Source organism: Curtobacterium sp. YR515, assembly GCF_900113095.1.
Classification (GTDB): Bacteria; Actinomycetota; Actinomycetes; order Actinomycetales; family Microbacteriaceae; genus Curtobacterium.
The window spans coordinates 278,758-303,206 of the sequence record NZ_FOOD01000004.1 but is presented as its reverse complement, the minus strand read 5'-3'; the positions used below and the strand labels follow the sequence as shown (position 1 = coordinate 303,206).

Below are 24,449 nucleotides of genomic sequence, written 5' to 3'. Positions count from 1 at the left end.
CCCTACCGGGACTCCTGGTCCTCTGCGACCGTCCGACCGGACGGTGCACCGCTCGACTTCTCGCCCGGCGCGCGGCCGCCGGCGACGGCCCCGAGCACACCGTTGACGAACCCGGCGGACTCCTCCGTCGAGAGCGACTGGGCCAGCTCGACCGCCTCGGCGATCGCGACCGCGTCGGGGACCTCGGGGTTGAACCGGAGCTCCCAGACGCCCATGCGCAGGATGCAGCGGTCGAGCACCGGCATGCGGGCGATCGACCAGCCCTGGGCGTGCTCGACGATCACGGCGTCGATCTCGTGGCGGGCGTCGTCGACACCCGTGACGATCTGGCGGGCGTAGTCCCAGCTGGAGGCACGCTCCGGCTGGTCGAGGTGCCGGACGGTCTCGGTCGCGAGGACGTCCGCGATCGGGAGCTCACGCACCTCGGCCACGTACAGCATGTCGAGGGCGCGCTTGCGGGCCTTCGAACGAGCACTCATACGGGCGTCGCCTAGGAGTTGACGCGGCCGAGGAAGCTGCCGTCGCGCGTGTCGATCTTCACCGTGGTGCCGCTCTCGAGGTAGAGCGGGACCTGGATGCGGTGGCCGGTCGCGATGATCGTCGCGTCCTTCGTGCCACCGGACGAGCGGTCGCCCTGCAGGCCGGGCTCGGTCTCGACCTCGGTCACGATCGACGTCGGGAGCTCGACGTAGAGCGGGTTGCCCTCGTTCATCGCGATGGTGACCATCGCGGACTCGAGCAGGTAGTTCTTCGCGTCGCCGACGACCGTCGCCGAGACCGGGATCTGGTCGTAGGTGTCGGTGTCCATGAACACGTAGGAGTCGCCGTCCTCGTAGAGGAACTGGTAGTCCCGGCGGTCGACCGTCGCGGTGTCGATCTTCGCGCCCGCGTTGAAGGTGCGGTCGACGACCTTGCCCGACACGACGTTCTTCAGCTTGGTGCGGACGAACGCGCCGCCCTTGCCCGGCTTGACGTGCTGGAACTCGACGACCGACCAGAGCTGCCCGTCGATGATGAGAACGGCGCCGTTCTTGATGTCAGTGGTACTGGCCATGAGTCTTCGATGTCCCGTTCGATCGTGTTGTGAAGGTCTGCGGACCGCGCTGGGTCCCGGACGAGTGTAGCGGACGGGTCGTGGCGTCCCCGCGCAGTGCGCGCTGCGCCTGCGCCTGCGCCTGCGCCTGCGCCTGCTGCGCCTGCTGCGCCTGCTGCGCCTGCGGTCACTCCCGTCGTCGCGCGCGGATCGCGTCGACCGCCGCCCAGGCGAGCAGCACCACCGCCGCTCCCCCGAGCAACGCTCCGGCCACCCCGGTCGAGATGACCGCCGTCGGCCGGGCCGGCAGCGCGAGGTACACGATCGACAGGATGCCGGCCCCGGCGCCGAGCAGCACGAGCAGCACCCGCCGGACCACCCCGTTCAGCGTCCGTCGGTCCCGCCGGTCCGCGAACAGCCGGATGTTGACCGACAGCTTGCCGGTCTCGATCGCCTCGCCGATGCGGTCCACCCGGCGCGGCAGCCGGCGTGCGGCCGTCACCGCGCCGAACAGCTCGCGCACCGCCACGTCCCGGAGCTTGCCCGGTCGCAGCTGGTCGCGGATCTGTTCGGAGGCGAGTCCGCGTGACTCCTCGAGCAGGTCGAACGAGGGGGCGAGCGTGCGCAGCGTCCCCTCGAAGATCGCCAGGGCGCGCGCGGCGGCGACGAAGTCCGGCGGCGCCTTCAACCGGTACCGCCCGAACACCGCGACGGCGTCGTCCACCGTGTCAACGCCGATCCGGGCACCCGGACCGAGCTCGTCCGCGACGAAGCGCGCGATGTCCCGGCGGAAGTCGGGTTCGTCCTGGGCGTCCCGGACCGGTGCCATCCGGAGCACCGCGTCGGCGATCCGCGACGTGTCGTCCTGGATGTACGCGGCGAGCAGCTCCTGCACGATGTCCCGCAGGCCGGGGTCGAGCCTGCCCACCGATCCGAAGTCGATGAGCGCCGGCCGACCGTCGGGCAGCAGCAGGACGTTCCCGGGGTGGAGGTCACCGTGGTACACCCCGTCGAACACCACCTGCCGGAGGAACGCCCGGAGGATCGACCGCATCGGCTGGTCGAGGTCGCGGTCGCTCCGCTCGGCCCGGATCGCGCTGAGGGTGTCCCCCTCGAGGAACTCCATCACGAGCACGCGCCGACCGGAGAGCTCCGGGTACGGGTCCGGGAAGCGCACCTCGTCGGGGCGTGCGCTCCGGCGCTGCGCAGCCCGCAGTGCCTCGAGGTTCCGGAGCTCTGAGCTGAAGTCGACCTGCCGCACGAGGTCGTCGGCGTACTGCTGGGCCACGTCCTGCACGCCGACCTGACGGGCCTCGACCGACCAGCGCGCCATGAAGCGCACGACACGGAGGGCGATGTCGACGTCGCGCCGCACGGCCTGGTCGATGCCGGGCCGCTGCACCTTGACGGCGACGCTCGTGCCGTCGGCGAGGCGGGCTCGGTGGACCTGTGCGATCGACGCCGCGGCCACCGGGACCGGGTCGAAGGCCGCGAAGACCTCGTCCACGGGCGCGCCGAGTTCGCGTTCGAGCAGCGCTGCGACCTCGTCCGCGGGTGCCGGGGACACGTTCCGCTGCAGGTGCGCGAGCCCCTCGGTCCACTCCTCGGGGAGCAGGTCGTCGCGGGTGGAGAGGAGCTGGCCCATCTTCACGAACCCGCCGCCGGCCTCCTCGAGCGCACGGCGGAGGTGCTCGGCCTGGCTGCGGCGGAGGTCCGAGGTCGCCGGGTCGTGCGAGAAGTCCAGGCGCCGGAACGGGACGAGGCCGTGCCGGCGTGCGATCGACAGCAGCTCGGTGAACCGGCGGGCACGGGACCGGACGGTCCCGGGGTCGGTCGCGTCGGGTGTGGACAGGTCGCTCAGGCGTGGCGGGGTGGGCACGGCTCCAGTCTGCTCCCCCGCCCTGCGTGGTCGGTTCCTCCACAGCCTGGAGGCGCGGCTCGCCGTCCCCAGGTCGGCCGACGCCCGTCCTGCGGCCGCCTCCACTGCGTCAGGCTGCGGTCATGGAGACAGCACTCGTCACGGCGCTCATCGCCGCGGCCGCGGCGATCGTGGCCGCCGTCGTCAGCTGGTTCGGCGCGTTCCAGAACCGTCGGACGGCCGATCGCGACCACGCCTGGGATCGATTCACCTGGTCCGTTTCGCAACACCAGAGTGATCAGACATACGACATTTCGACAACTGTGCTCCGGGGACTCGCCGACGTATCGTGGTGGTCCAAGGCGGACCGGCGGCTCGCAGACCGCGCGTTGCGCCGCCGCGTCCCTCGGAGCAGGCCGACCGTCGACACGAAGGAGCCGGAGTGATGCCGATCTTCAGACGCCTCCCGGATGCGCTCGATCCCGACCGCGACGACGACGCGTACTGGGCATGGGAGAACGGAGCGACCATCGCCGAGTTCCACGAATGGAAGCGGACGGATGTCCTCACCGTGTCGATGCGGGTGAAGTGGTGGTGGCGACGGACCCGCCGCGTCCTCCGCTGAGCTAGACCCCGACCTCCTGGTAGGCGGTGAAGAGCAGGTGGTCCTCGGGTCCCTCGAGCGTGACCGGCTTGCCGACACCGTCGAGGATGATGAACCGGAGCATGCCGGCGCGGGCCTTCTTGTCACGACGCATCGTGGCGAGGAGTCGCTCCCAGCGGCCGATGCCGTAGGTCGTCGGCAGCTCGAGCGACTCGAGGATCGCGCGGTGCCGGTCCACCGTGGCGTCGTCGAGGTGTCCGGTGAGGCGCGCGAGCTCGGCGGCGAAGACCATCCCGACCGCGACGGCCGCTCCGTGTCGCCACTGGTACCGCTCGGCGTGCTCGATGGCATGCCCGAGGGTGTGCCCGTAGTTCAGGATCTCGCGGCGGCCCTGCTCGGTGAAGTCGTCCGAGACGACCTGCGCCTTGAGCTCGATCGCGAGCTCGACGACGCGACGGAACTCCGGCGTGGTCGGGTCGGTGACGCGGTCGACGTCAGCCTCGATGATGTCGAGGATCTCCGGGACGGCGATGAAGCCGGCCTTCACGATCTCGGCGAAGCCCGTGAGGATCTCGTTGCGGGGCAGCGTGGCGACGAGGTCGATGTCGGCGACGACCGCGCGGGGTGCGTAGAAGGCGCCGACGAGGTTCTTGCCCTCGTTGGTGTTGATGCCGGTCTTGCCGCCGACGCTCGCGTCCACCATGCCGAGCACGCTCGTGGGGATCGCGACGTACGGCACCCCGCGCAGCCAGGTCGCTGCGACGAACCCGGCGAGGTCGGTCACGGCACCGCCCCCGAGGCCGATGACGGCGTCGGTGCGGGTGAAGTCGGACTGCCCCATGATCTGCCAGCAGAACGCGGCGACCTCGACGCGCTTGGCGCCCTCGGCGTCCGGGACCTCGGCGATGAGGGCCTCGAGGCCGGCGTCGACGAGCAGGTCGCGCAGCGCGTTCGCCCGGGCGCCGAGCGTCGGGGCGTGCACGATGAGGACCTTGGCGACACGGGGGCCGAGGAGCGCCGGCACCGAGCCGAGCAGGCCGTTGCCGACGGCCACGACGTAGCCGTCCGCGCCGCCGACGCGGATCTCGGTGGTGCCCTCGGGGAGGACGGACTGGGTGGGGTCGGTCACACTGTTCCTTCGCTCGTGGGTGCACCGGTGCGGACCGGAGGGGTCTCGTCGCGCAGCCACGCGACGACGTCGTCGACGACGCGCGACATCGGCCGGCGCGAGGTGTCGAACACCGCGTGCGCGAGCTCGGCGTAGGTCGCCGCCCGCGCGTCCATGATCGTCTGCCACGCGTCGATGCCGCCGCTCGCCAGGAGCGGGCGGTCGCTGCCGGCGATTCGGTCGGCGACGGCCTCGGGCGAGACGGTCAGCAGGACGATGCGCGCCCCGGCCATGGCCTCGCGCGTGGCGACGTGGGTGACGGCCCCGCCACCGACGGCGATGACGCCCCCGGTCGACAGCGCTGCCCGGACGGCTGCCGCCTCGAGTGCACGGAAGGCTGCCTCGCCACGGTCCGCGAAGATCCCGGGGATCGGACCGTGCTCGCGGACGATCACCCGGTCGGTGTCGGTGAACGGGACGCCGAGCGCCTTCGCCACGCGCTTGCCGACGCTGGACTTGCCGGCGCCCATCGGCCCGATGATGACGACCGGGGCTGCGGGACCGGCCGACGGCGACGCCGCCGCCGGCTCGGGTGTGTGCGTCACCAGGCCGAGGAGTGCTCGGCGGCCTCGGTGCTGCGGGTGCGCAGCGTCTCCGGGATCGACGCGAGGTACGCGTCGAGGTTCCGCTTCGTCTCGACGACGTTGTCGCCACCGAACTTCTCGAGCACGGCGTCGGCGAGGACGAGCGCGACCATGGCCTCGGCCACGACACCGGCGGCCGGCACGGCACAGACGTCGGAGCGCTGGTGGTGCGCCGAGGCGTCCTCACCCGTGGCCACGTCGATGGTGTGCAGCGCGTGCGGGACGGTCGCGATCGGCTTCATGCCGGCGCGGACGCGCAGCACGGTGCCCGTGGACATGCCACCCTCGGTGCCGCCGGCGCGGTCGGACGTGCGGTAGATCTCGCCGTCTTCGCGGAAGAGCTCGTCGTGCGCCTCGGACCCGCGGCGGGCAGCGGTCGCGAAGCCGTCGCCGACCTCGACGCCCTTGATCGCCTGGATGCCCATGATCGCCGCGGCGAGACGGGCGTCGAGCCGGCGGTCCCACTGCACGTGCGATCCGAGTCCGGGCGGGACGCCGTAGAACAGCACCTCGACGACGCCGCCGAGGGTGTCACCGTCCTTCTTCGCGGCTTCGACCTCGGTCACCATGCGAGCGGAGGTCTCGGCGTCGAAGCACCGCAACTGGTCGTCGTCGAGGCGGTCGACGTCGTCCGGCAGGGGCAGCGCGGTGCCGTCGGGGACGCGGACGGTGCCGACCTGCAGCGTGTGCGCGACCGATCGGATGCCGAGCTCGGCCAGGAAGGACTTCGCGACGGCGCCGAGCGCGACCCGGGCCGCGGTCTCGCGAGCGCTCGCGCGTTCGAGGATCGGGCGGGCCTCGTCGAAGCCGTACTTCTGCATGCCGACGAGGTCGGCGTGGCCCGGACGCGGACGGGTGAGCGGGGCGCTCCGACCACGGGAGAGGTCGGTCTGCTCGACGGGCTCGGGGTTCATGACCTCGACCCACTTCGGCCACTCGGTGTTGCCGATGCGGATCGCGATCGGGCTGCCGAGCGAGTAGCCGTGCCGGACGCCGCCGGAGACGTGCAGTTCGTCCTGCTCGAACTTCATGCGGGAGCCGCGGCCGTAGCCGAGCTTGCGTCGCGCGAGATCGGTACGGATGGACTCGAACGACACCGGGACACCCGCGGGCAGGCCCTCGAGCATCGCGATCAGTTCGGGTCCGTGGGACTCACCAGCAGTCAACCAACGAAGCATGGTGTCCATCTTCCCACAGCCCGGGCCCCGTGCGACGCCGCTCGACTACTGGTAGTCGGGGTGTGCCCGGAGCCACGCCTGGAACTGGTCGACGGCGACGAGGTGCTGCGCGTACGTGTCGGAGAACACCGTCTCGCCGGTCTCGAGGTTCACCGTCACGAAGTACAGCCACTTCCCCTGCGCCATGTTCGTGACGGCCTTGATCGCGATGTCGCCGGGGTTCGAGATCGGTGCCGGCGGCAGGCCGTCGTGCACGTAGGTGTTGTACTTGTTCGACGCGTCCTTGCGCTCGGCGTCGGTCGTCGTCACCCGGTGGGTGTTGCCCGTGCCGTAGGCGACCGTCGCGTCGGACTGCAGCGGCATGTCGATGTCGAGCCGGTTCTGGAACACCCGCGCGACCTTCGGGTAGTCGGCGGCGAGGCCGGCCTCCTTCTGCACGAGCGAGGCGAAGACGATCACGCGCTCCTGGTCGGCCTCGGCCACGCCTGCCGCCGAGAGGTGCTCCTTCATCGTGTCGACCATCGACTTGAAGTACTCCGTCGCGCTCCACCCCGGGTTGATCGGGTAGGTCGCCGGGAACAGCCAGCCCTCGAGCGTGGTCGTGTTCGCCGGCAGGTCGTACGCGGAGAGGTCCTTCGCCGCAGCGGAGACCTCGGCGGCGGAGAGTCCCGCCTTCGAGACCATGCCGGCCTCGATGTCCTTGAGCGCCGTGCCCTCGGGGATCACGATCGAGGCCTGGACGCGGTTGTCCTTGTCCTGCAGCGCCGCAAGGGCCGCCTTCGAGCTCATCTTCTTCTTGAGCGCGTACGACCCCGGCTGGAACTGGACGTCCGGCGAGGCGAGCAGGAGCTTGTAGAAGACCTTCGAGTCCTTCACGACACCGCTGCGCTGCAGGGTCGCGGCGACGTTCTCGCCGATGTCGCCCTGCTTGATGGTGATCGTCACCTTGCTGGTGCCGTCGCCGGAGTAGTCGTCGGGCTCCTGTGAACCGCTGATGGCGGCGACGAGCTGCTGGACCTTGGGCGCCGCGAAGGAGTACGCGGACACCCCGACCGCGAGGACCACCGCGACGATGACGATGCCCGCGATGAGCGGGCCGCGACGACGCTTCGGACGCGGCTCACGCGGGCCGCGTGGCGACCTGGAGGCGCCCCCACGTCCACCGCGACCGCCGCGTCCACCGTCTCCCGCGCCTCCGGGGCCGTTGCCGGGCTGGTCGGGACCACCTGCGCCGGCACCCGCGCCGGCGGCCGTGGCCGCGCCGGCGTCACCGCCGCGTGCCGCGGCACGCGCGTCGTCGTCGACGTGGAGTTCGCCGGTGAGGAGCGCGTGCACGTCCGGGTGCAGCTCGTCGGGTGACGACGCCACCGGGGCGTCCGCCGCGGCGGCGCGACGGTCGTCGTCGGCTCGGCCGAGGTCGGGACGGTCGGTGCTCGACCCGGCCGCGTCGGTGGTGGCCGGGCTCGCGTCCGCGGGGCCCGCGTCGGCGCGCGCCCGCGCGGCTTCGGCGGCGCGTGCTTCACGTCGGGACATCGGTCGACCGGTCGCGTGCGGGGCGCCGTTCCGCACGCCGGTGGTCTCGCCCGCGTCGCCGCGTGCGTCGGGGGTCTCCGCACGGTCGGAAGTCGTCTTCCGCCGCTCGGCGTCGTTGCCGGGCGCGATGATCGCGTTCCAGTCCAGGTCGTCTGCCAACGGTCCTCGGGTCTCTCGGTCGGGAACTCCGCCTGGGCTCGGGGTGCTGGGCGACGGTGTGGCAGCCGCGTTCAGGCGAGCACTGCGGTGGTCCGCAGTTTCAGGGGAGCGTGGCCCCGGGTGGGGCACTGGCCGCACGCTCGTGGTCGAGCGCGTGTTGCAGAATGATAACAGCGGCCGCTTGGTCGATCACGGCGCGGGACTTCTTCGTGTTCTTGCCGGCCTGGTGCAGGCCGCGCTGGGCCGTCACGGTCGAGAGTCGTTCGTCGACCAGGCGCACCGGACGGTGTTCCGCCAGGCGCCCGGCGAACTCCCGGGCGTCCGCCGTGGACGGGGTGTCCCCGCCCGACATCGAGAGCGGCAGCCCGACGACGATCTCGAGGACGTCGTACTCCTCCGCGATCTCGAGGATCCGCCGGACGTCCGTGGCGTCGTGCCGGGCGACGGTCTCGACGGGCGTCGCGAGGAGCCCGTCACGGTCGCACACGGCGACCCCGATCCGGGCGCGGCCGACGTCGACACCGAGCCGGCGCCCGGAACGGATCGCCACGATCAGGCCGCGAGCCGGTCGGTGACCGCGCGGAGGGCCGCCGGGAGCGCGGACGCGTCGGTGCCACCGCCCTGCGCGAGGTCCGGCTTGCCGCCGCCACCACCACCGAGGACGCCGGCGGCCTCCTTCGCGAGCGGTCCCGCCTGCACACCGGCGGCGCGGGCGGCGTCGTTCGTCGCGACGATGACCACCGGCTTGTCGTTGATGACCGCGCCGAGCACCACGACGGCGGCACCGTCGCCGAGCTGGCTGCGGACACCGGTCGCGAGCGCGCGGAGGTCGTCACCGGACTGGAGTCCCTGGACGGACTCGGCCACGACGGTCGTCGCGCCCACGGTCGTCGCCTGGCGTGCGATCGCCGGGACGCGCTGCTGGAGGTTGGCGGACTCGAACTCGGCGACGCGCTTCTGCGCCGTCCGCAGGTCCTCCATCAGGGACTGCACGCGGGTCGGCAGGTCCTCTCGGGGGGCCTTGAGTGCGCTCGACAGCTGGGAGACGATGGTCCGCTCGACGGCGAGGTCGCGGAAGCCCTCGAGCCCGACGAGCGCCTCGACGCGGCGGTTGGTCGAACCGACGCTCGACTCCCCCACGAGGTTGACGAGCCCGACCTGGGCGCTGGACGCCACGTGCGTGCCACCGCAGAGCTCACGGGACCACGGGCCGCCGATGTCGACCATGCGGACCTCGGAGCCGTACTTCTCGCCGAACAGCGCCTGCGCGCCGAGCGACTTCGCCTCGTCGAGCGGGAGCACGCGCGTCGAGACCTCGAGGTCGGAGCGGATCGCGTTGTTCACGACCTCCTCGATCTCGGAACGGGTCTCGAGCGAGACCGGCTGCGACCACGAGAAGTCGAGCCGCATGTAGCCCGACTTGTTGTACGAGCCGGCCTGGAGTGCCTCCGGGCCGAGGATGTCGCGCAGTGCGGCGTTCACGAGGTGCGTCGCGGAGTGCGCCTGGGTCGCACCGCGGCGGTACTCGGCGTCGACCACGGTCGTCGCCGGCGCACCGACACCGACCTCGCCCGAGCGCACCTGGACCGTGTGGCTCCACAGACCGGCGACGGGACGCTGGACGTCGAGCACCTCGAGGTCGAAGCCGTTGCCGACGATCGAGCCCTGGTCGGCGTCCTGACCACCGGACTCGGCGTAGAGGGAGGTCTCGCCGAGGATGACCTCGGCGATGTCGCCCGCGACCGCACGGTCGACGCTCACGCCGCCCACGATGATGCCGAGGATGTTCGTCTCGGCCTCGAGCGCGTCGTAGCCGAGGAAGACGGTCTCGCCCTTCGCCCGGAACGCGCTGTAGACGCTGAGGTCGGCGAGTGCGGTCTTCTTGCTCTTGGCGTCCGCCTTCGCCCGCGCCCGCTGCTCGGACATCAGGGTCTCGAACGCGGACCGGTCGACCTGGACGCCGGCTTCCTCAGCCATCTCCATCGTGAGGTCGATCGGGAAGCCGAAGGTGTCGTGCAGGAGGAACGCCGTGTCCCCGCCGATCGAGGGCGCGCCGTCCTGCTTCGCGCGCTCGACCGCGACGTCGAGGATCGTCGTGCCCTGCGCGAGCGTGCGGAGGAAGGTCTCCTCTTCCGCGTAGGCGATGCGTGCGATGCGGTCGTAGTCGCTGCCGACCTCGGGGTAGGCGTCGCGCATGGCGTCGCGCGACGCGGGGAAGAGCCGGGGGAAGGTCGCGCCCTCGACGCCGAGCAGGCGCATCGCGCGCACGGTGCGGCGGAGCAGGCGGCGGAGGATGTAGCCGCGGCCCTCGTTCGACGGGGAGACGCCGTCCGCGATGAGCATGAGCGCCGACCGGACGTGGTCCGCGATGACGCGCATGCGGACGTCGTCCTCGTGCACGGCGCCGTACCGACGACCGGAGATCGCCGCCGCCTCGTCGAGGACCGGGCGAACCTGGTCGATCTCGTACATGTTGTCGACGCCCTGCTTGATGAAGGCGACGCGCTCGAGCCCCATGCCCGTGTCGATGTTCTTGTTCGGCAGCTCGCCCGTGATCTCGAAGTCGTACTTCGAACGGACGTCGGCGATCTGGTACTGCATGAACACGAGGTTCCAGATTTCGACGTAGCGGTCGTCGTCGGTCGCCGGACCGCCGTCGATGCCGTACTCCGGACCCCGGTCGAAGAAGATCTCGGAGCAGGGGCCCGCCGGCCCGGGCTGCCCGGTCGACCAGTAGTTCGTGTCCTTGCCGAGCCGCTGGATCCGCTCGTCGGGGAGCGAGGAGTGCTGCTTCCAGAAGGCGATCGCCTCGTCGTCGTCCTCGTACACGGTGACCCAGAGGTCGTCGGGCGAGAAGCCGAGCCCACCGTCCGGCTCGGGCGTCGTCAGGAACTGCCAGGCGTACTCGATCGCCTGCTCCTTGAAGTAGTCGCCGAACGAGAAGTTGCCGTTCATCTGGAAGAACGTGCCGTGCCGCGGGGTCTTGCCGACCTCTTCGATGTCGTTCGTGCGGATGCACTTCTGGACACTCGTGGCGCGGGGGTACGGCGCCGGGACGAGCCCGGTCAGGTACGGGATGAACGGCACCATGCCGGCGACCGTGAACAGGAGCGAGGGGTCGTCCGAGACGAGCGAGGCGGACGGGACGACGGTGTGGCCGCGGTCACCGAAGAACTGGAGCCAACGGCGGCGGATCTCTGCGGTCTGCATGGTGCTTCCTGGTTTCAGGTCGTGTGCGTGGGAGGGGTCGTTGGTCAGACGTCGGTGCGGAGCTCGGCCTCGCGAGAGCGGTAGCCCTCGGCCACGGCACCGCGGAAGGCCTCCGCGCGAGCGTTCACGTCGGCGAAGAACCGCGCGCCACCGGGAGTGTTCGCGACCTTGTGCGCGACGGCGAACCCGATGACGACGCCGACGGCGACGAAGAACAGCTGCTTCACGGTGCCTCTCCCTCTTGTGCACGCGAGCGGTGCGTGCCCAGACGATCTTACCGACGACACCGGCCACCGACGCCGAACGGCGGGCCGCCCTCGTGAGAGGACGACCCGCCGTTCGGGTGTGATCAGTGGATCAGCGAGCTGCGTAGTACTCGACGACGAGCTGCACTTCACAGGTCACGGGGACCTCGGCGCGCTTCGGGCGACGGACCAGGCGGGCCTGGAGCTTGTCGATCTCGACCTCGAGGTAGCCCGGGACCTTCGGCAGGACTTCCTGGTGCCCACCGGCGGCGGCGACCTGGAAGGGCTCGAGGGACTCGGAGCGCTGCTTCACGTGGATGAGCTGGCCCTCCTTCACGCGGAAGGACGGACGGTCGACGAGCTTGCCGTCGACCAGGATGTGACGGTGCACGATCAGCTGACGGGCCTGCGCGGTGGTGCGGGCGAAGCCGGCACGGAGCACGAGGGCGTCGAGGCGCTGCTCGAGGAGCTCGACCAGGTTCTCACCGGTCAGGCCCTTCGTCTTGCGGGCCTCTTCGAAGACGATGCGGAGCTGCTTCTCGCGGATGCCGTACTGGGCGCGCAGACGCTGCTTCTCACGGAGGCGGACGGCGTAGTCGCTGTCCGCACGACGGCGGGTGCGGCCGTGCTCACCGGGGCCGTAGGGGCGCTTCTCGAGGTAACGGGCCGCCTTCGGCGTCAGCGGGATGCCGAGCGCGCGCGAGAGGCGGGTCTTGCTGCGGGTACGTGACTTGGTAGACACAGGGTCCTTTTCTCTGTCTGAACTGAATGACTCGAGGGGATCCGTCCGACCGTGGGCAACGAGACACACGGAAGGGATCGGTCCCGACGACGGGATCCAGAGGGATGAGCCTGTGGGATCGGACGGCTACAGTCCGAACCTCTGCCCCCGTACCACCGGAGTGGCACTCTGTCCTCGACGCAGCCGTGCTCGAGGACCAGGACGTAGGCCCGGCAATGCTAGCAGGAACTCGGGGCGGCCACTACTCGCCGCGGGTGATCTTCCGGAGGCGCTCGAGTCGCGGCCCGACCTCGCGCTCGAAGCCGTTCGCCGTCGGGGTGTAGTACTCGGTGCCCTCGAGCGCGTCGGGCAGGTACTGCTGCTCGGCGACACCGTGCTCGGCGTCGTGCGAGTAGACGTAGCCCTTGCCGTGGCCGAGCCGCTTCGCGCCGGGGTAGTGCGCGTCGCGGAGGTGCATCGGCACGACCCCGAGCCGCCCGGCCTTGACGTCGGCGATCGCGGCGTTCACCCCGTTGTAGGCGGCGTTCGACTTCGGCGCGGTCGCCAGGTAGACGACCGCCTCGGCCAGGGGGATCCGACCCTCGGGCATGCCGATGAGCTGGACGGCCTGTGCGGCCGCGACGGCGATGGGCAGGGCCTGCGGATCGGCCATGCCGATGTCCTCGGACGCCGAGATGATGATGCGACGGGCGATGAACCGCGGGTCCTCGCCCGCCTCGATCATGCGCGCCAGGTAGTGGAGTGCGGCGTCGACGTCGCTCCCCCGGACCGACTTGATGAACGCGCTGATGACGTCGTAGTGCTCGTCGCCCTGGCGGTCGTAGCGGAGCAGTGCCCGGTCGACCGCTGCGGCGACGGTGTCGGCGTCGACGACCGGGACCGTGTCGACGCCGTCGAGGGTCCCGTCCGCGTCGTCGTCGGCCTGCGCTGCGACGGCCGAGGACGCCGCGGCCTCGAGCGCGGTGAGTGCCCGACGGGCGTCGCCCGAGGACAGCCGCACGATGGCGCTGCGGGCCTCGTCGCCGAGGACGACCGATCCGCCGAGGCCCCGCGGGTCCTCGACCGCGCGGTCGACGAGCATGCCGAGGTCCTCGTCGGTGAGGGGCTTGAGCGTGAGCAGCAGGGAGCGGGACAGCAGCGGCGAGATGACCGAGAACGACGGGTTCTCGGTCGTCGCCGCGATGAGGATGACCCAGCCGTTCTCGACGCCGGGCAGCAGGGCGTCCTGCTGGGCTTTGCTGAAGCGGTGGATCTCGTCGAGGAACAGGACCGTGGTCGAGCCGTAGAGGTCGCGGTGCGTGAGCGCCTTCTCCATGACCTCGCGCACGTCCTTCACGCCGGCGGTCACGGCCGACAGCTCGACGAACTCGCGACCGGACTGCCGCGCGATCGCCTGCGCCAGGGTCGTCTTGCCGGTGCCGGGCGGTCCCCACAGGATCACCGAGACGCCGCCGGGGTTCTCGCGCGTGCCCGTCGCGAGCTGCACGAGGGGGCTGCCGCGGCCGAGCAGGTGCTGCTGGCCGGCGACCTCGTCGAGGCTGGTCGGCCGCATCCGCACCGCGAGCGGGACGGACCCCTGCGCCAACCCGGCGCGACCGCCGGTGGTGGGCGCGCGCATGCCCGAACGGTCCGCTGCCATGTGACCAATCGTAGGCCGACCCACCGACAGGGGCGTGCCTCCAGGCCTCCGACAGGGCCGTTCACAGTACGCTCGTCGCACACTCGACGAGAGGTACGACCAGCACCGTGGCACCGAAGAACCAGGCGCGTGACAACCGGGAGGCGCGCGAGCGCCTCCGCCTCTACACGGCACGGCAGGGCCTGCACGAACGGCAGCGGCGCCGTCGGGTGCGGGACAACGTCGTCGGCGCCGGTGTCCTCGTCCTCGTCGCGGCGTTGGCGACCGGTTCGCAGCTCGCCTTCGCCGGGTCGCATGGTGGCGGGGCGGACGCGAGCGCGAGTGCCTCCGCGACCGCGACGCCGACCCCGTCCGCGAGTGCCACCGCCGCGAACACGGGCGACGTCCCGAGCAAGTCCATCGCGAAGGACTCCACCTGGACCGGGTCGCTCACCCTCAACAAGGACGTGAAGCTCGGCATCGAGCTGGACGGCGAGAAGGCACCCCAGGCCGCGAGCGTCGAGATCAAGCTCATCCAGGAGCAGTTCTACAACGGCACCACCTGCCACCGACTCGCCGACAGCACCGGGTTCGAGTTCCTGCAGTGCGGCTCCGCGAACGGCGACGGCACCGGTGACGCCGGCTTCCAGTACGGCCCGCTCGAGAACGTCCCGAGCGACGGCAAGTACACCAAGGGGACCATCGCGATCGCCCGCAGCTCGTCGGCGTACTCGCAGACCACGCAGTTCTTCATCGTCTACGGCGACACCACGCTGGACGGCTCCACCGGCGGCTACACCGTCGTCGGGAAGGTCACCAGCGGCCTCGACGAACTCGAGTCGAAGATCACGTCGAAGGGCATCGCCTCCGCCGGCAGCGACGGCACCGGCGAGCCGAAGGTAGCGACCAAGATCACCGGCGCGACGATCGAGCAGGAGAAGTAGTCCACAGGCGCGCCGACCCGGCGGGTCGCAGATGCTCTCCGTGCAATAGGCTGACGACCTGACCGTGCCGACGGCGACGTCGGTGATGCACGACCACGATCGAGGCGAGACCTGTGGGACCTGACGAAGCAACGACCTGGGGGCGGGTCGACGAGAACGGGACGGTGTACGTCCGGTACGAGGACACCGAGAAAGCCGTCGGTGAGTACCCGGACGCGACACCCGACGAAGCCCTCGCCTACTTCGCGCGGAAGTACGCCGACCTCGAGGGGCAGGTGAAGATCGCCGAGCAGCGCGTCCAGCGTGGCGCCTCGGCGAACGACGTCGCCCGCACGGTGGAGCACCTGCAGGCCCTCGTGGCCGAGGCACGGGTCGTCGGCGACCTCAAGTCGCTCGAGACCCGCGTCGCCGCCCTGACCGAGCAGCTCGGCTCCCTGACGAAGGAGCAGGCGGAGCAGGCACAGCAGGCCCTCGCGGACGCCCTGGCGCACCGCACCGCCCTGGTGGAAGAAGCCGAGGCCCTCGCCGCGGTCGACCCGGCACGGGCGCAGTGGAAGCAGATCACCGCGCAGCTCGACGACGTCTTCGCGCGGTGGCAGCAGCACCAGCACGACGGCCCGCGCATCCCCAAGAACGAGGCGAACGAGCTCTGGAAGCGTTTCCGCGCGGCCCGCTCGACCGTCGACCAGCACCGTCGCGCGTTCTACTCCGAGCTCGACGCCCAGCACCGCGACGCCCGCAACCGCAAGCAGGAGCTCGTCCAGCAGGCCGAGGCGCTCGCTCCCCGCGGGTCCGACGCGATCCCGGCGTACCGCGAACTGCTCGACGACTGGAAGGGCGCGGGGCGCGCCGGCAAGCGGCACGACGACGCACTCTGGGCGCGCTTCAAGGCCGCGGGTGACGTGCTGTTCGAGCAGCGCCACGCCGAGGCCGCTGCCGAGAACGTCGAGTACTCGGCGAACCTCGAAGCGAAGCAGGCCCTCCTGACCGAGGCCGAGCCGCTCCTGAAGGTGACCGACCGGGCCGCCGCACGCAAGACCCTCACGGGCATCCAGCGCCGGTGGGACGAGATCGGCAAGGTCCCCCGCGGCGACGTCCGGCGCATCGAGGACCGTCTGCGCGCGGTCGAGGACCACGTGCGCAGCCTCGAGGACGAGCACTGGAAGGCGTCCGACCCGGAGCGCAAGGCCCGTCAGACCGGTCTCGCGAGCCAGCTCGAGGACGCGATCGGCAAGCTCGAAGCGGAGCTCGCCGATGCCCAGGCCTCGGGCGACGCCCGCAAGATCAAGGACGCGCAGGAAGCGCTCGACGCCCGCAAGATCTGGCTCGACGCCCTCGGCGGCTGATCCGCCCCGTACGACGAAGCCCCCGCGACCGTTCGGTCGCGGGGGCTTCGACGTGCGGTCGCAGGGCTTGGGGGACGTCCGCAGTGTGCGAGGTCCCGCACACCGTGGGACGCGGATGCCCTCGCACCGAGGCCGGAACCTCGCACACTGCGACAACTGGTCAGACGACGGCGGGGAGCCCCAGCAGCGTCCGGATGTCACGGTCGTCCTGCCGCATCTGCTCGGCGAGCTCGTCCATCGAGTCGAACTTCACCATGCCCCGCACGTACGAGACGAACAGCACCGAGATCGTGTCGCCGTAGAGGTCGATGTCCACGTCGAGCAGGTGCGCCTCGATCTGCTTCGCCGGCACGCCCTCGAACGTCGGGTTGTTGCCGACCGAGACGGCAGCCGGGTACACCGTGCCGTCGTGCAGGACCCGTGCGGCGTAGACGCCGTCGGCGGGGACGAATCCCTCGGACGCCGGGTCGAGGTTCGCCGTCGGGTAGCCCATCGCCCGACCGCGCTCGTTCCCGTGCACGACGACGCTCCGCACCGCGTGTTCACGGCCGAGCAGGCGCGCGGCCTCGGCGACGCGGCCGTCCCCGAGGAGCTCGCGGATCCACGTCGAGGACACCCGTCGCTCACCGTCCGGCCGGACGTCGTCGACCAGGTCGACGTCGTCGATGAGCTCGACGGTGAAGCCGTGCTGCTCCCCCAGCTCGCGCAGGAGGGCGACGTCGCCGGCGCCCTTCGCCCCGAACCGGAAGTCGCTGCCGACGAACACGAGCTGGGCGTGCAGGGTGTCGACGAGGATCTCGGACACGAAGGCCTCTGGAGCCTTCGACTGGAGCTCGTGGTCGAACCGGAGCAGCAGGGTGGCGTCGACCCCGACGTCGTCGAGCAGCTCGCGCCGCTGGGCGATGCTCGTCAGGGCGGGCGGCACCTTGTCGGGGTCGATCACGTCGAGCGGGTGGCGGTCGAACGTCACGACCGTGGACACGAGGCCGTGCTCGCGCGCCGCACGCTCGAGGTGCGCGATGACCGCACGGTGCCCGACGTGGACCCCGTCGAACTTCCCGATGGTGACCGCGCTCGGCCCGAAGCCCTGCGCCACGTCGGCGGTGTCGTCGTAGTACTGCACGTCGGTCCCTACTCGCCGGCCGGTACGGCGGACGGGGTCGTCTCGGTCGCGGTGGCGGTGCGGTGGTGCTTGCGGAGCCACCAGAGTCCGGCCACCGGCAGCACCAGCGGCGCGAAGGCGTAGCCCATGCCGTAGTACGACCAGATGGTGTCGTCGGGGAACAGCTGCCGGTCGAATAGTGACAGCGTGCCGATCACGAGCACGCCGGTCATCTCGAAGACGATCGTGACGCAGGCCACGCGGTACCAGAACCGACCCGGCACGATGAGGGCGATCATCGCGACGATGTACACGACCGCGGCGACGGCGCTGAGGGTGTACGCGAACGGTGCGAACGAGAACTTCTCGATGATCTGCACGACGCTGCGTCCCGTCGCTGCCAGCGCGAGGATGCCGTAGACGGCGATGAGGACGCGGCCGATGCCGGTCGCGAGGGAGGATCTGGTCGCCATTGCACCGATTCTACCGACGGCGGGCGGCCACGATGACGCACCACGACGAACCCGCAGTCGCCGAGGGCACGCGAGCGGGTCAGTTCAGGGCGAACCAGATCTGGTACATCCGGTAGACCATCACCGCGACCGTGAACGCACCGGCCCCGAGGACCACCGTGCTCCACTTCGTCCGGTCGATGAGCGCCCAGACGATGGTCGCCGGCGGGACGAGGAGCACCGAGACCGCGTACACGCCGAACTCGAGCGCGTTGCCGACCGGCGGGCTGCCCGTGGCCGGCAGGACGAGGGAGATCACGCCCTGGGCGAGGAGCAGCAGCTCGATGAGCGCGAGCGACCCGACCGTGTAGTCGTTCGGCTTCCAGCCGATGAACCCCACGACGACCGCGAAGAGCCCGGCGAGCACGGCGATGACGAGCTGCACCCACATGAACCACTCGATCACGCGCCCACCCCCGATGCCGTCGGGAAGTTGGTGATGACGCGCAGCAGTCCGCGTCGCACCGAGACGAGCCCGACGAGCCGGTCCCCCTCGGTGGCGACGGCCGCGACCGGGCCGTCGGTGTCCGGGTGGTCCGCCGCGACGCGCTTGCCGTCGGCGAGGTCCTTCGCCGCGGCCGGGTCGAGCGGCACGGACGGGAACAGGGTGCGGGCGACGTCGACCGGTCGGGCGAGTGCGGCCCGGACGTCGACGGACTCGTCCTCGAGGTCGATCGCGTCGTCGACGCTGAAGGGGCCGACCTCGGTGCGGCGGAGCGCGGTGAGGTGGGCGCCGGTGCCGAGTGCGGCGCCGACGTCACGGGCCAGCGCGCGCACGTAGGTGCCGGACGAGCACGACACGACGACGTCGAGGTCGATCACGGCCACGTCCTCGCCGTCGACGGAGACGACGCGGTCGCCCCGGCCGGTGACGTCGAACCGCGACACCGTCACGGTCCGGGACTGCAGGACGACCGCTTCACCCTTGCGCGCGAGGTCGTAGGCGCGGCGGCCGTCGACCTTGATGGCGCTGACGGTCGACGGCACCTGCGAGATCTGTCCGCGCTGCGCGGCGACGGCCCGCTCGACCGCGGCCTCGGACACGTCCGCCGAGGACGTGCCCACGGCCGCGGTGGGGGTCCCGTCGGCGTCGTCCGAGTCGGTCGAGACCCCGAGACGGATCGTGGCGGTGTAGGTCTTGCCGAGCCCGACGAGGTGCGTCAGGAGCCGGGTCGACGGGCCGATCCCGAGCAGGAGCAGGCCGGTTGCCATCGGGTCGAGCGTGCCGGCGTGGCCGACCTTCTTCAGACCCAGCCGACGTCGGGCGATGGAGACGACCCGGTGGCTGGAGATCCCCTGCGGCTTGTCGACGAGGAGGATGCCGTCGGGCGCGGTTTCGAGCACCAGAGGAGATTACCAGCGCTCCGGCGACTCAGCAGGCGTCGTTCCACTCGCGACGCGGGTGCTCGGGGTCGGTGACGTCCAGCACCGCGGACGCGGCGATCTTGACGTCCGCGCGGCGCTCGAGGCGCCCGGACTCCTGCTCCACCCACAGCGACCAACGCCAGAGTCGGTGGGCACCGTGTGCCAGCACCCCGTGTCCGTGCACCACGAGGATGCCGGGGCCCTCGCCGGTGGACCGGAACGGCGCGACGAGGTCGGCCCGCAACGCGTCGACGTCGCTCGACGGTGCGGCGGCGGCCATCGCGGACACCCCGTGCTGCTGGAAGCCGTCGACGAGCCCGGAGGCCACGCGTTCGAGGTCGACGCCGTCCTGTCCGTCGATGCCGACGACGGTCCGGTTCGTGCCGACCTGTGCGATCACCTCGGCCGCGATCGCGGCCATGGTGTCGGTCTCCTGGGGTGCCCAACGTGCCATGCACCCACCGTAGGCTGTCGTGGTGAACGCGAGTCGTGCCTCCAGTCCGAATGTGGACAACCCGACCCGTCCACAGGACGCGGCACGAGGAACGGACATCGCGACGCCGCTCATCGCGTGGTTCCGCGCCGAGGCGCGCGACCTGCCGTGGCGGCGTCCCGGGTTCCCCGCGTGGGGCACGCTGGTCAGCGAGATCATGCTGCAGCAGACGCAGGTCGCGCGCGTCGTGCCCCGTCTGGAGGCATGGCTCACCCGCTGGCCGACGCCTGCGGACCTCGCGGCCTCACCCCCGGCGGACGCGGTGCGTGCCTGGGACCGGCTCGGCTACCCGAGACGGGCGCTCGCGCTGCACGCGGCCGCGACGGCGATCGCCGAGCAGCACGACAACGTGGTGCCCCGGGACGTGGGCGCGCTGCTCGCGCTGCCCGGGATCGGGGACTACACGGCCCGAGCGGTCGCCGTGTTCGCGTACGGCGACCGGCACCCGGTCGTCGACGTGAACGTCCGGCGCGTCCTCGCCCGCGCCCTGCTCGGCCAGGGCGAACCGGGCCCGGCGAAGGCGAAGCAGGACCTCCCGCTGATGGAGTCGGTGCTGCCGGACGACCGTGCCGACGCCGCAGCGACGAACGCCGCGGTGATGGAGCTCGGTGCGCTCGTCTGCGTCGCCCGCTCCCCCGCGTGCGACGCGTGCCCGATCGCCGACCGCTGCGCGTGGCGGGCCGCCGGCTACCCGGAGCACGACGGCCCACGCGCGCCGAAGCAGGCGAAGTTCGCCGGCAGCGACCGGCAGGTGCGCGGACTCATCATGGCCGAGCTCCGCGCGAGCGACGTCCCCGTCACGCGCGACGAGATCGAACCGGTGTGGCCCGACGCCGAGCAGCGGGACCGGGCGCTCGCGTCGCTCCTGCGCGACGGACTGGCCGTCGGGGACGACGCGAGCGGCTACCGGCTGCCCGAGGGCTGATCGGACGGGTCAGGCGCGCGCCGCGTCGGCGTCGTCCTCGTCCTCGTCCTCGTCGTGCTTGTACGGGTCGGCGTCGCCGGCGTAGGTCGCGCCGGCCGCGGCTGCACGGACCTGCTCGTCGCGCACCTGGGCCTGCACGAGCAGGTCCTCCATGTGCGCCGAGGTCTCCGGCAGGGCGTCGGCGATGAACTCGAGCGACGGGGTCAGACGAGCGGTGATGTTCTTGCCGACCTCGGACCGGAGCATCCCGGTCGCGGCCTTGAGCGCCGCGGCGGAGTCGGCACGCTCCTCGTCGGTGCCGTACACGGTGTAGAAGATCGACGCGTGCTGCAGATCACCGGTCACACGGACGTCGGTGATCGTCACGAACCCGAGTCGCGGGTCGCGAAGGCCCTTGTCGAGTCGGCGTGCGACGACTTCCTTGATGCGGTCCGCCATCTTGCGTGCGCGCTGCGGATCGGCCATGGGTGCCTCCTGTGGAGATGTCTTGCTCTGGAACGGGGCTGGGCCCCGACCTCCCGTGAAGGAAGCCGGGGCCCAGGGTAGTCACGCGATCAGTCGCGCGGCTTCTCGACGAGCTCGGTGGTCTCGATCTCGTCGCCGATCTGGATGTCGTTGAACTTGCCCAGACCGATACCGGCTTCGAAGTCCGTGCGGACCTCGGTCACGTCGTCCTTGAAGCGACGCAGCGACTCGATGGCCAGACCATCGGCGAGCACCACGCCTTCGCGGATGACGCGCGCCTTGGCGTTGCGCGTGATCGTGCCGGAGCGGACGATGACACCCGCGATGTTGCCGAACTTCGAGGAACGGAACACCTCGCGGATCTCGGCGACACCCGACTGGACCTCTTCGTACTCGGGCTTGAGCATGCCCTTGAGGGACTGCTCGATGTCCTCGAGTGCGTTGTAGATGACCGAGTAGAAGCGCACGTCGATGCCTTCGCGCGCTGCACGCTCACGGGCCTTGACGTCCGGGCGGACGTTGAAGCCGACGACGATCGCGTTGTCGATCGTGGCCAGGTCGATGTCCGACTCCGTGATCGCACCGACGCCGCGGTGCAGGATCCGGAGCTGGACGCTGTCGTCGACCTCGATGTCCAGGAGCGACTGCTCGAGTGCCTCGACGGCACCGGAGACGTCACCCTTGATGATGAGGTTGAGCGAGTCGACCTTGCCCTCTTCGAGTGCACGGGTGAAGTCCTCGAGCGAGATGCGCTTGCGGGCCTTGGCCAGCTGGGCGTTGCGCTCGGCGGCTTCACGCTTCTCGGCGATCTGACGTGCCGTGCGGTCCTCTTCGGTGACGAGGAACGTGTCACCGGCGCGGGGCACCGAGGACAGACCCTGCACCTGGACCGGGCGGCTCGGCGTCGCGGCCTTGACCGCCACGCCGTTCTCGTCGGTCATCGCACGGACGCGGCCGTAGGCCGTCCCCGCCACGATGGCGTCGCCGACGTGCAGTGTGCCCGACTGGATGAGCACGGTCGCAACCGAACCACGGCCCTTGTCGAGGCGTGCTTCGATCGCCACACCGCGGGCGTCCTTGTCGGGGTTCGCACGCAGGTCGAGACCGGCGTCGGCCGTGAGCAGCACGGCGTCCAGGAGGTCCTGGATGCCGATGTTCTGACGAGCCGACACGTCGACGAACATGACGTCGCCGCCGTACTCCTCGGCCACCAGGTTGTACTCGGTGAGCTGCTGGCGGACCTTGGCCGGGTTCGCGCCTTCCTTGTCGATCTTGTTCACCGCGACCACGATCGGCACACCGGCCGACTGCGCGTGGTTCAGTGCCTCGATCGTCTGGGGCATGATGCCGTCGTCCGCCGCGACCACGAGGATCGCGATGTCCGTCACCTGGGCACCACGGGCACGCATGGCCGTGAAGGCCTCGTGACCCGGGGTGTCGATGAAGGTGATCGGGCGCTCGATGCCCTCGTGCTCGGTGACGATCTGGTACGCACCGATGTGCTGGGTGATGCCACCGGCTTCACCCTCGACGACCTTCGAGTTGCGGATCGCGTCGAGCAGGCGGGTCTTGCCGTGGTCGACGTGACCCATGACGGTGACCACCGGGGGCCGCTGCTGCAGCACCGAGTCGTCCTCGTCGTCCAGCTCGGCTTCGAGGTCGATGTCGAAGCCCTCGAGGAGCTCCTTGTCCTCGTCTTCCGGCGAGACGATCTGGATCTTGTAGCCCAGCTCCTCGCCGAGGACCTCGAACGTGGCCTCGTCCAGCGACTCGGTCGCGGTCGCCATCTCACCGAGGTGGAACAGCACCGTCACCAGGTTGCCGGGGCTCGCGTCGATCTTGTCCGCGAAGTCCGAGATGCTCGCACCGCGACGCAGACGGACGACCGTGTTGCCGTCGCCACGAGGGACCTGCACACCGCCGAGCGACGGCGCCTGCCGCATCTCGTACTCGGCGCGCTTCGTCCGCTTCGACTTGCGGGCACGGCTCTTGCCGCCACCGCGACCGAACGCACCAGCGGTACCGCCACCGGGGCCACGACCGCGGCCACCGCCACCGGCGGGACGCGGGCCGCTGAAGGCCGGACGCGGGAAGCCGCCACCGGCACCACCGGCACCGCCCGGACGACCACCGGGGCCGCCACGACCGCCGCCACCCTGGCCCGGGCGCTGCCCGAAGCCGTTGGGACGGCCTGCCTGGCCGGGACCACCGGGACGCGGAGCGCCCGGACGGGGAGCACCCGGACGCGGCGGGGCCGGACGCGGGATGCCGTTGCCGCCACCGGCGCCGGCGGCGGGGCGCTGGCCCATGCCCTGGTTGGACGAGTACGGGTTGTTGCCCGGACGCGGCGGGCGCGAGCCCATGCCCTGGCTCGACGCGTAGGGGTTGTTGCCGGGACGTGCGCCCGGCTTCGGGCCGCCCGGCTTGGGGCCGGCTGCGGCACCGGGCTTCGGTGCGCCGCCGGGCTTGACGGCGTCGTCCTTCGGCTCGGCTGCTGCGTCGGGACCGGCGTCGCCGGACTTCTCGGCAGCGGCCTTCTCGGCAGCGGCGGCCTTGCGAGCGGCCTCGGCCTCGGCCTGTCGCTGGGCGACGGACTTCGGGGCGGCCGGCGTCGGCACGTCGGCGGCGGGCGCCTGCACCTCGGGCTCGGGCTCGGGGGTGGGTGCCGGACGGGCCGGACCCGGGCGGGGGCCGCCGGGCTTCGGTGCGCCCGACTTCGGCGCCGCGGTCTTGGCCGGCGCGCTCGGGGTCTGTGCCGCAGCGGGCTTCGACGCCGAGGCGCCGTCAGCCTGCAGCGCAGCACGGAGCTTGCGCGCGACGGGGGGTTCGACACTGGAGCTCGGGCCCTTGACGAACTCGCCGAGTTCCTTGAGCTTCTCCATTGCGGTCTTGCTGTCGACACCGAGTTCGGATGCGATCTCGTGTACGCGTGGTTTTGCCACTGTTCTCCTTCACGGGTCCCACCCCGTGGAGGGGCAGGACTCAATGGATGACGGGTCTCATTTCGAGCCGCTCATCAGTTGTCCATAAGCCGTTCAGCCTGTTCTGTCATGTCCTGGTCGCGTGCCTGTGGTTCGGGGCGCCGGAGCGCTTCGAGGTAGTCACGCACCGCGGACGTGTCCGGTTCATGATCGAGCCGGAGCGCCCGGCGGTACGCCTTGCGCTTGACGGCCTGATCATGTGCTTCGACGGTCGGGGTGAGCCACGCTCCCCGCCCCGGCATGACTGCCTTCGGGTCCGCCACGACACGACCGTCGCTCAGGGCGACGACACGGAGGAGGGAGGACCGGGGAGCACGACGGCGACTGCCGATGCATGTTCTGACGGGAACCACCTTACTCCTCCCTCTCGACGACCGCGATCCG

General features: G+C 71.1%; 25 protein-coding genes. 5 read left to right on the top strand and 20 right to left on the bottom strand.

Going from position 1 to position 24,449, the window contains the following annotated elements; all coding sequences use genetic code 11:
- Positions 1–2: 2 nt before the first annotated feature.
- The 3 genes from nusB to BM028_RS12770 form a co-directional block, all read right to left on the bottom strand.
- Positions 3–479, bottom strand: a complete 477-nt coding sequence (gene nusB, locus BM028_RS12780) for a transcription antitermination factor NusB (RefSeq protein ID WP_071303729.1) — start codon at positions 477–479, stop codon at positions 3–5.
- Between the two features lie 11 nt (positions 480–490).
- On the bottom strand, positions 491–1,054 hold the full coding sequence (efp, locus tag BM028_RS12775) for an elongation factor P (RefSeq protein ID WP_022906721.1): 564 nt from the start codon (positions 1,052–1,054) through the stop codon (positions 491–493).
- Between the two features lie 166 nt (positions 1,055–1,220).
- The gene (locus tag BM028_RS12770) at positions 1,221–2,912 is read right to left on the bottom strand and encodes an ABC1 kinase family protein (protein WP_092386991.1); all 1,692 of its coding nucleotides are present in this window, start codon (positions 2,910–2,912) and stop codon (positions 1,221–1,223) included.
- 122 nt (positions 2,913–3,034) lie between these two features.
- Here BM028_RS12770 and BM028_RS12765 point away from each other — a divergent pair, with 122 nt between their 5' ends.
- Together BM028_RS12765 and BM028_RS12760 are read left to right on the top strand one after the other, a co-directional pair.
- On the top strand, positions 3,035–3,337 hold the full coding sequence (locus BM028_RS12765; RefSeq protein WP_092386990.1) for a hypothetical protein: 303 nt from the start codon (positions 3,035–3,037) through the stop codon (positions 3,335–3,337).
- The gene (locus BM028_RS12760; protein WP_071296268.1) at positions 3,337–3,516 is read left to right on the top strand and encodes a hypothetical protein; all 180 of its coding nucleotides are present in this window, start codon (positions 3,337–3,339) and stop codon (positions 3,514–3,516) included. The genes BM028_RS12765 and BM028_RS12760 overlap by 1 nt, the downstream gene beginning before the upstream one ends.
- Before the next feature lies 1 nt (position 3,517).
- On the opposite strand, the gene aroB is transcribed toward BM028_RS12760, so the two are convergent.
- From aroB to BM028_RS12715, 9 genes are all read right to left on the bottom strand, one after another.
- Positions 3,518–4,624, bottom strand: a complete 1,107-nt coding sequence (gene aroB / locus BM028_RS12755; RefSeq protein ID WP_092386989.1) for a 3-dehydroquinate synthase — start codon at positions 4,622–4,624, stop codon at positions 3,518–3,520.
- The gene (locus BM028_RS12750; RefSeq protein WP_302847587.1) at positions 4,621–5,208 is read right to left on the bottom strand and encodes a shikimate kinase; all 588 of its coding nucleotides are present in this window, start codon (positions 5,206–5,208) and stop codon (positions 4,621–4,623) included. The genes aroB and BM028_RS12750 overlap by 4 nt, the downstream gene beginning before the upstream one ends.
- The gene (aroC, locus tag BM028_RS12745) at positions 5,205–6,425 is read right to left on the bottom strand and encodes a chorismate synthase (RefSeq protein ID WP_071296356.1); all 1,221 of its coding nucleotides are present in this window, start codon (positions 6,423–6,425) and stop codon (positions 5,205–5,207) included. The genes BM028_RS12750 and aroC overlap by 4 nt, the downstream gene beginning before the upstream one ends.
- A 45-nt stretch (positions 6,426–6,470) precedes the next feature.
- The gene (mltG, locus tag BM028_RS18775; RefSeq protein ID WP_254789570.1) at positions 6,471–8,117 is read right to left on the bottom strand and encodes an endolytic transglycosylase MltG; all 1,647 of its coding nucleotides are present in this window, start codon (positions 8,115–8,117) and stop codon (positions 6,471–6,473) included.
- Between the two features lie 100 nt (positions 8,118–8,217).
- Entirely contained in the window at positions 8,218–8,670 is a 453-nt protein-coding gene (gene ruvX, locus BM028_RS12735; RefSeq protein WP_092386988.1) for a Holliday junction resolvase RuvX, read from the bottom strand.
- Complete coding sequence (gene alaS, locus BM028_RS12730) at positions 8,670–11,327, bottom strand: alanine--tRNA ligase (protein WP_092386987.1); 2,658 nt, start codon at positions 11,325–11,327, stop codon at positions 8,670–8,672. Before alaS ends, ruvX begins: the two co-directional genes overlap by 1 nt.
- Positions 11,328–11,371: 44 nt before the next feature.
- On the bottom strand, positions 11,372–11,554 hold the full coding sequence (locus BM028_RS12725) for a hypothetical protein (protein ID WP_070416260.1): 183 nt from the start codon (positions 11,552–11,554) through the stop codon (positions 11,372–11,374).
- Between the two features lie 130 nt (positions 11,555–11,684).
- On the bottom strand, positions 11,685–12,314 hold the full coding sequence (gene rpsD, locus BM028_RS12720; RefSeq protein WP_058726527.1) for a 30S ribosomal protein S4: 630 nt from the start codon (positions 12,312–12,314) through the stop codon (positions 11,685–11,687).
- 241 nt (positions 12,315–12,555) lie between these two features.
- Positions 12,556–13,932, bottom strand: a complete 1,377-nt coding sequence (locus BM028_RS12715; protein WP_031261054.1) for a replication-associated recombination protein A — start codon at positions 13,930–13,932, stop codon at positions 12,556–12,558.
- 128 nt (positions 13,933–14,060) lie between these two features.
- Here BM028_RS12715 and BM028_RS12710 point away from each other — a divergent pair, with 128 nt between their 5' ends.
- Together BM028_RS12710 and BM028_RS12705 are read left to right on the top strand one after the other, a co-directional pair.
- Positions 14,061–14,876, top strand: coding sequence for a peptidylprolyl isomerase (locus BM028_RS12710; protein WP_092386979.1), 816 nt, complete (start codon positions 14,061–14,063; stop codon positions 14,874–14,876).
- Positions 14,877–14,989: 113 nt separating this feature from the next.
- Positions 14,990–16,222, top strand: a complete 1,233-nt coding sequence (locus BM028_RS12705) for a DUF349 domain-containing protein (protein ID WP_175473779.1) — start codon at positions 14,990–14,992, stop codon at positions 16,220–16,222.
- A 160-nt stretch (positions 16,223–16,382) separates the two neighbouring features.
- On the opposite strand, the gene BM028_RS12700 is transcribed toward BM028_RS12705, so the two are convergent.
- From BM028_RS12700 to BM028_RS12680, 5 genes are all read right to left on the bottom strand, one after another.
- The gene (locus BM028_RS12700; RefSeq protein ID WP_070416262.1) at positions 16,383–17,345 is read right to left on the bottom strand and encodes a bifunctional riboflavin kinase/FAD synthetase; all 963 of its coding nucleotides are present in this window, start codon (positions 17,343–17,345) and stop codon (positions 16,383–16,385) included.
- Positions 17,346–17,353: 8 nt separating this feature from the next.
- Entirely contained in the window at positions 17,354–17,797 is a 444-nt protein-coding gene (locus BM028_RS12695) for a hypothetical protein (RefSeq protein ID WP_070416263.1), read from the bottom strand.
- 79 nt (positions 17,798–17,876) lie between these two features.
- On the bottom strand, positions 17,877–18,242 hold the full coding sequence (locus tag BM028_RS12690) for a hypothetical protein (RefSeq protein ID WP_070416264.1): 366 nt from the start codon (positions 18,240–18,242) through the stop codon (positions 17,877–17,879).
- On the bottom strand, positions 18,239–19,180 hold the full coding sequence (gene truB, locus BM028_RS12685; protein WP_071296262.1) for a tRNA pseudouridine(55) synthase TruB: 942 nt from the start codon (positions 19,178–19,180) through the stop codon (positions 18,239–18,241). Before truB ends, BM028_RS12690 begins: the two co-directional genes overlap by 4 nt.
- Before the next feature lie 28 nt (positions 19,181–19,208).
- Complete coding sequence (locus tag BM028_RS12680; protein WP_092386977.1) at positions 19,209–19,655, bottom strand: hypothetical protein; 447 nt, start codon at positions 19,653–19,655, stop codon at positions 19,209–19,211.
- Positions 19,656–19,707: 52 nt separating this feature from the next.
- On the opposite strand from BM028_RS12680, the gene BM028_RS12675 reads away from it, so the two are divergent.
- Complete coding sequence (locus BM028_RS12675; protein ID WP_175496073.1) at positions 19,708–20,619, top strand: A/G-specific adenine glycosylase; 912 nt, start codon at positions 19,708–19,710, stop codon at positions 20,617–20,619.
- A gap of 9 nt (positions 20,620–20,628) precedes the next feature.
- Here the strand turns inward: BM028_RS12675 and rbfA are convergent, their stop codons facing one another.
- The 3 genes from rbfA to BM028_RS12660 form a co-directional block, all read right to left on the bottom strand.
- The gene (rbfA, locus tag BM028_RS12670; protein WP_071303737.1) at positions 20,629–21,084 is read right to left on the bottom strand and encodes a 30S ribosome-binding factor RbfA; all 456 of its coding nucleotides are present in this window, start codon (positions 21,082–21,084) and stop codon (positions 20,629–20,631) included.
- 89 nt (positions 21,085–21,173) lie between these two features.
- Positions 21,174–24,026: a translation initiation factor IF-2 gene (infB, locus tag BM028_RS12665; protein ID WP_071296258.1), complete on the bottom strand. Its 2,853-nt coding sequence runs from the start codon at positions 24,024–24,026 to the stop codon at positions 21,174–21,176.
- 74 nt (positions 24,027–24,100) lie between these two features.
- Positions 24,101–24,418: a YlxR family protein gene (locus BM028_RS12660; protein WP_083294949.1), complete on the bottom strand. Its 318-nt coding sequence runs from the start codon at positions 24,416–24,418 to the stop codon at positions 24,101–24,103.
- Between the last annotated feature and the right edge of the window lie 31 nt (positions 24,419–24,449).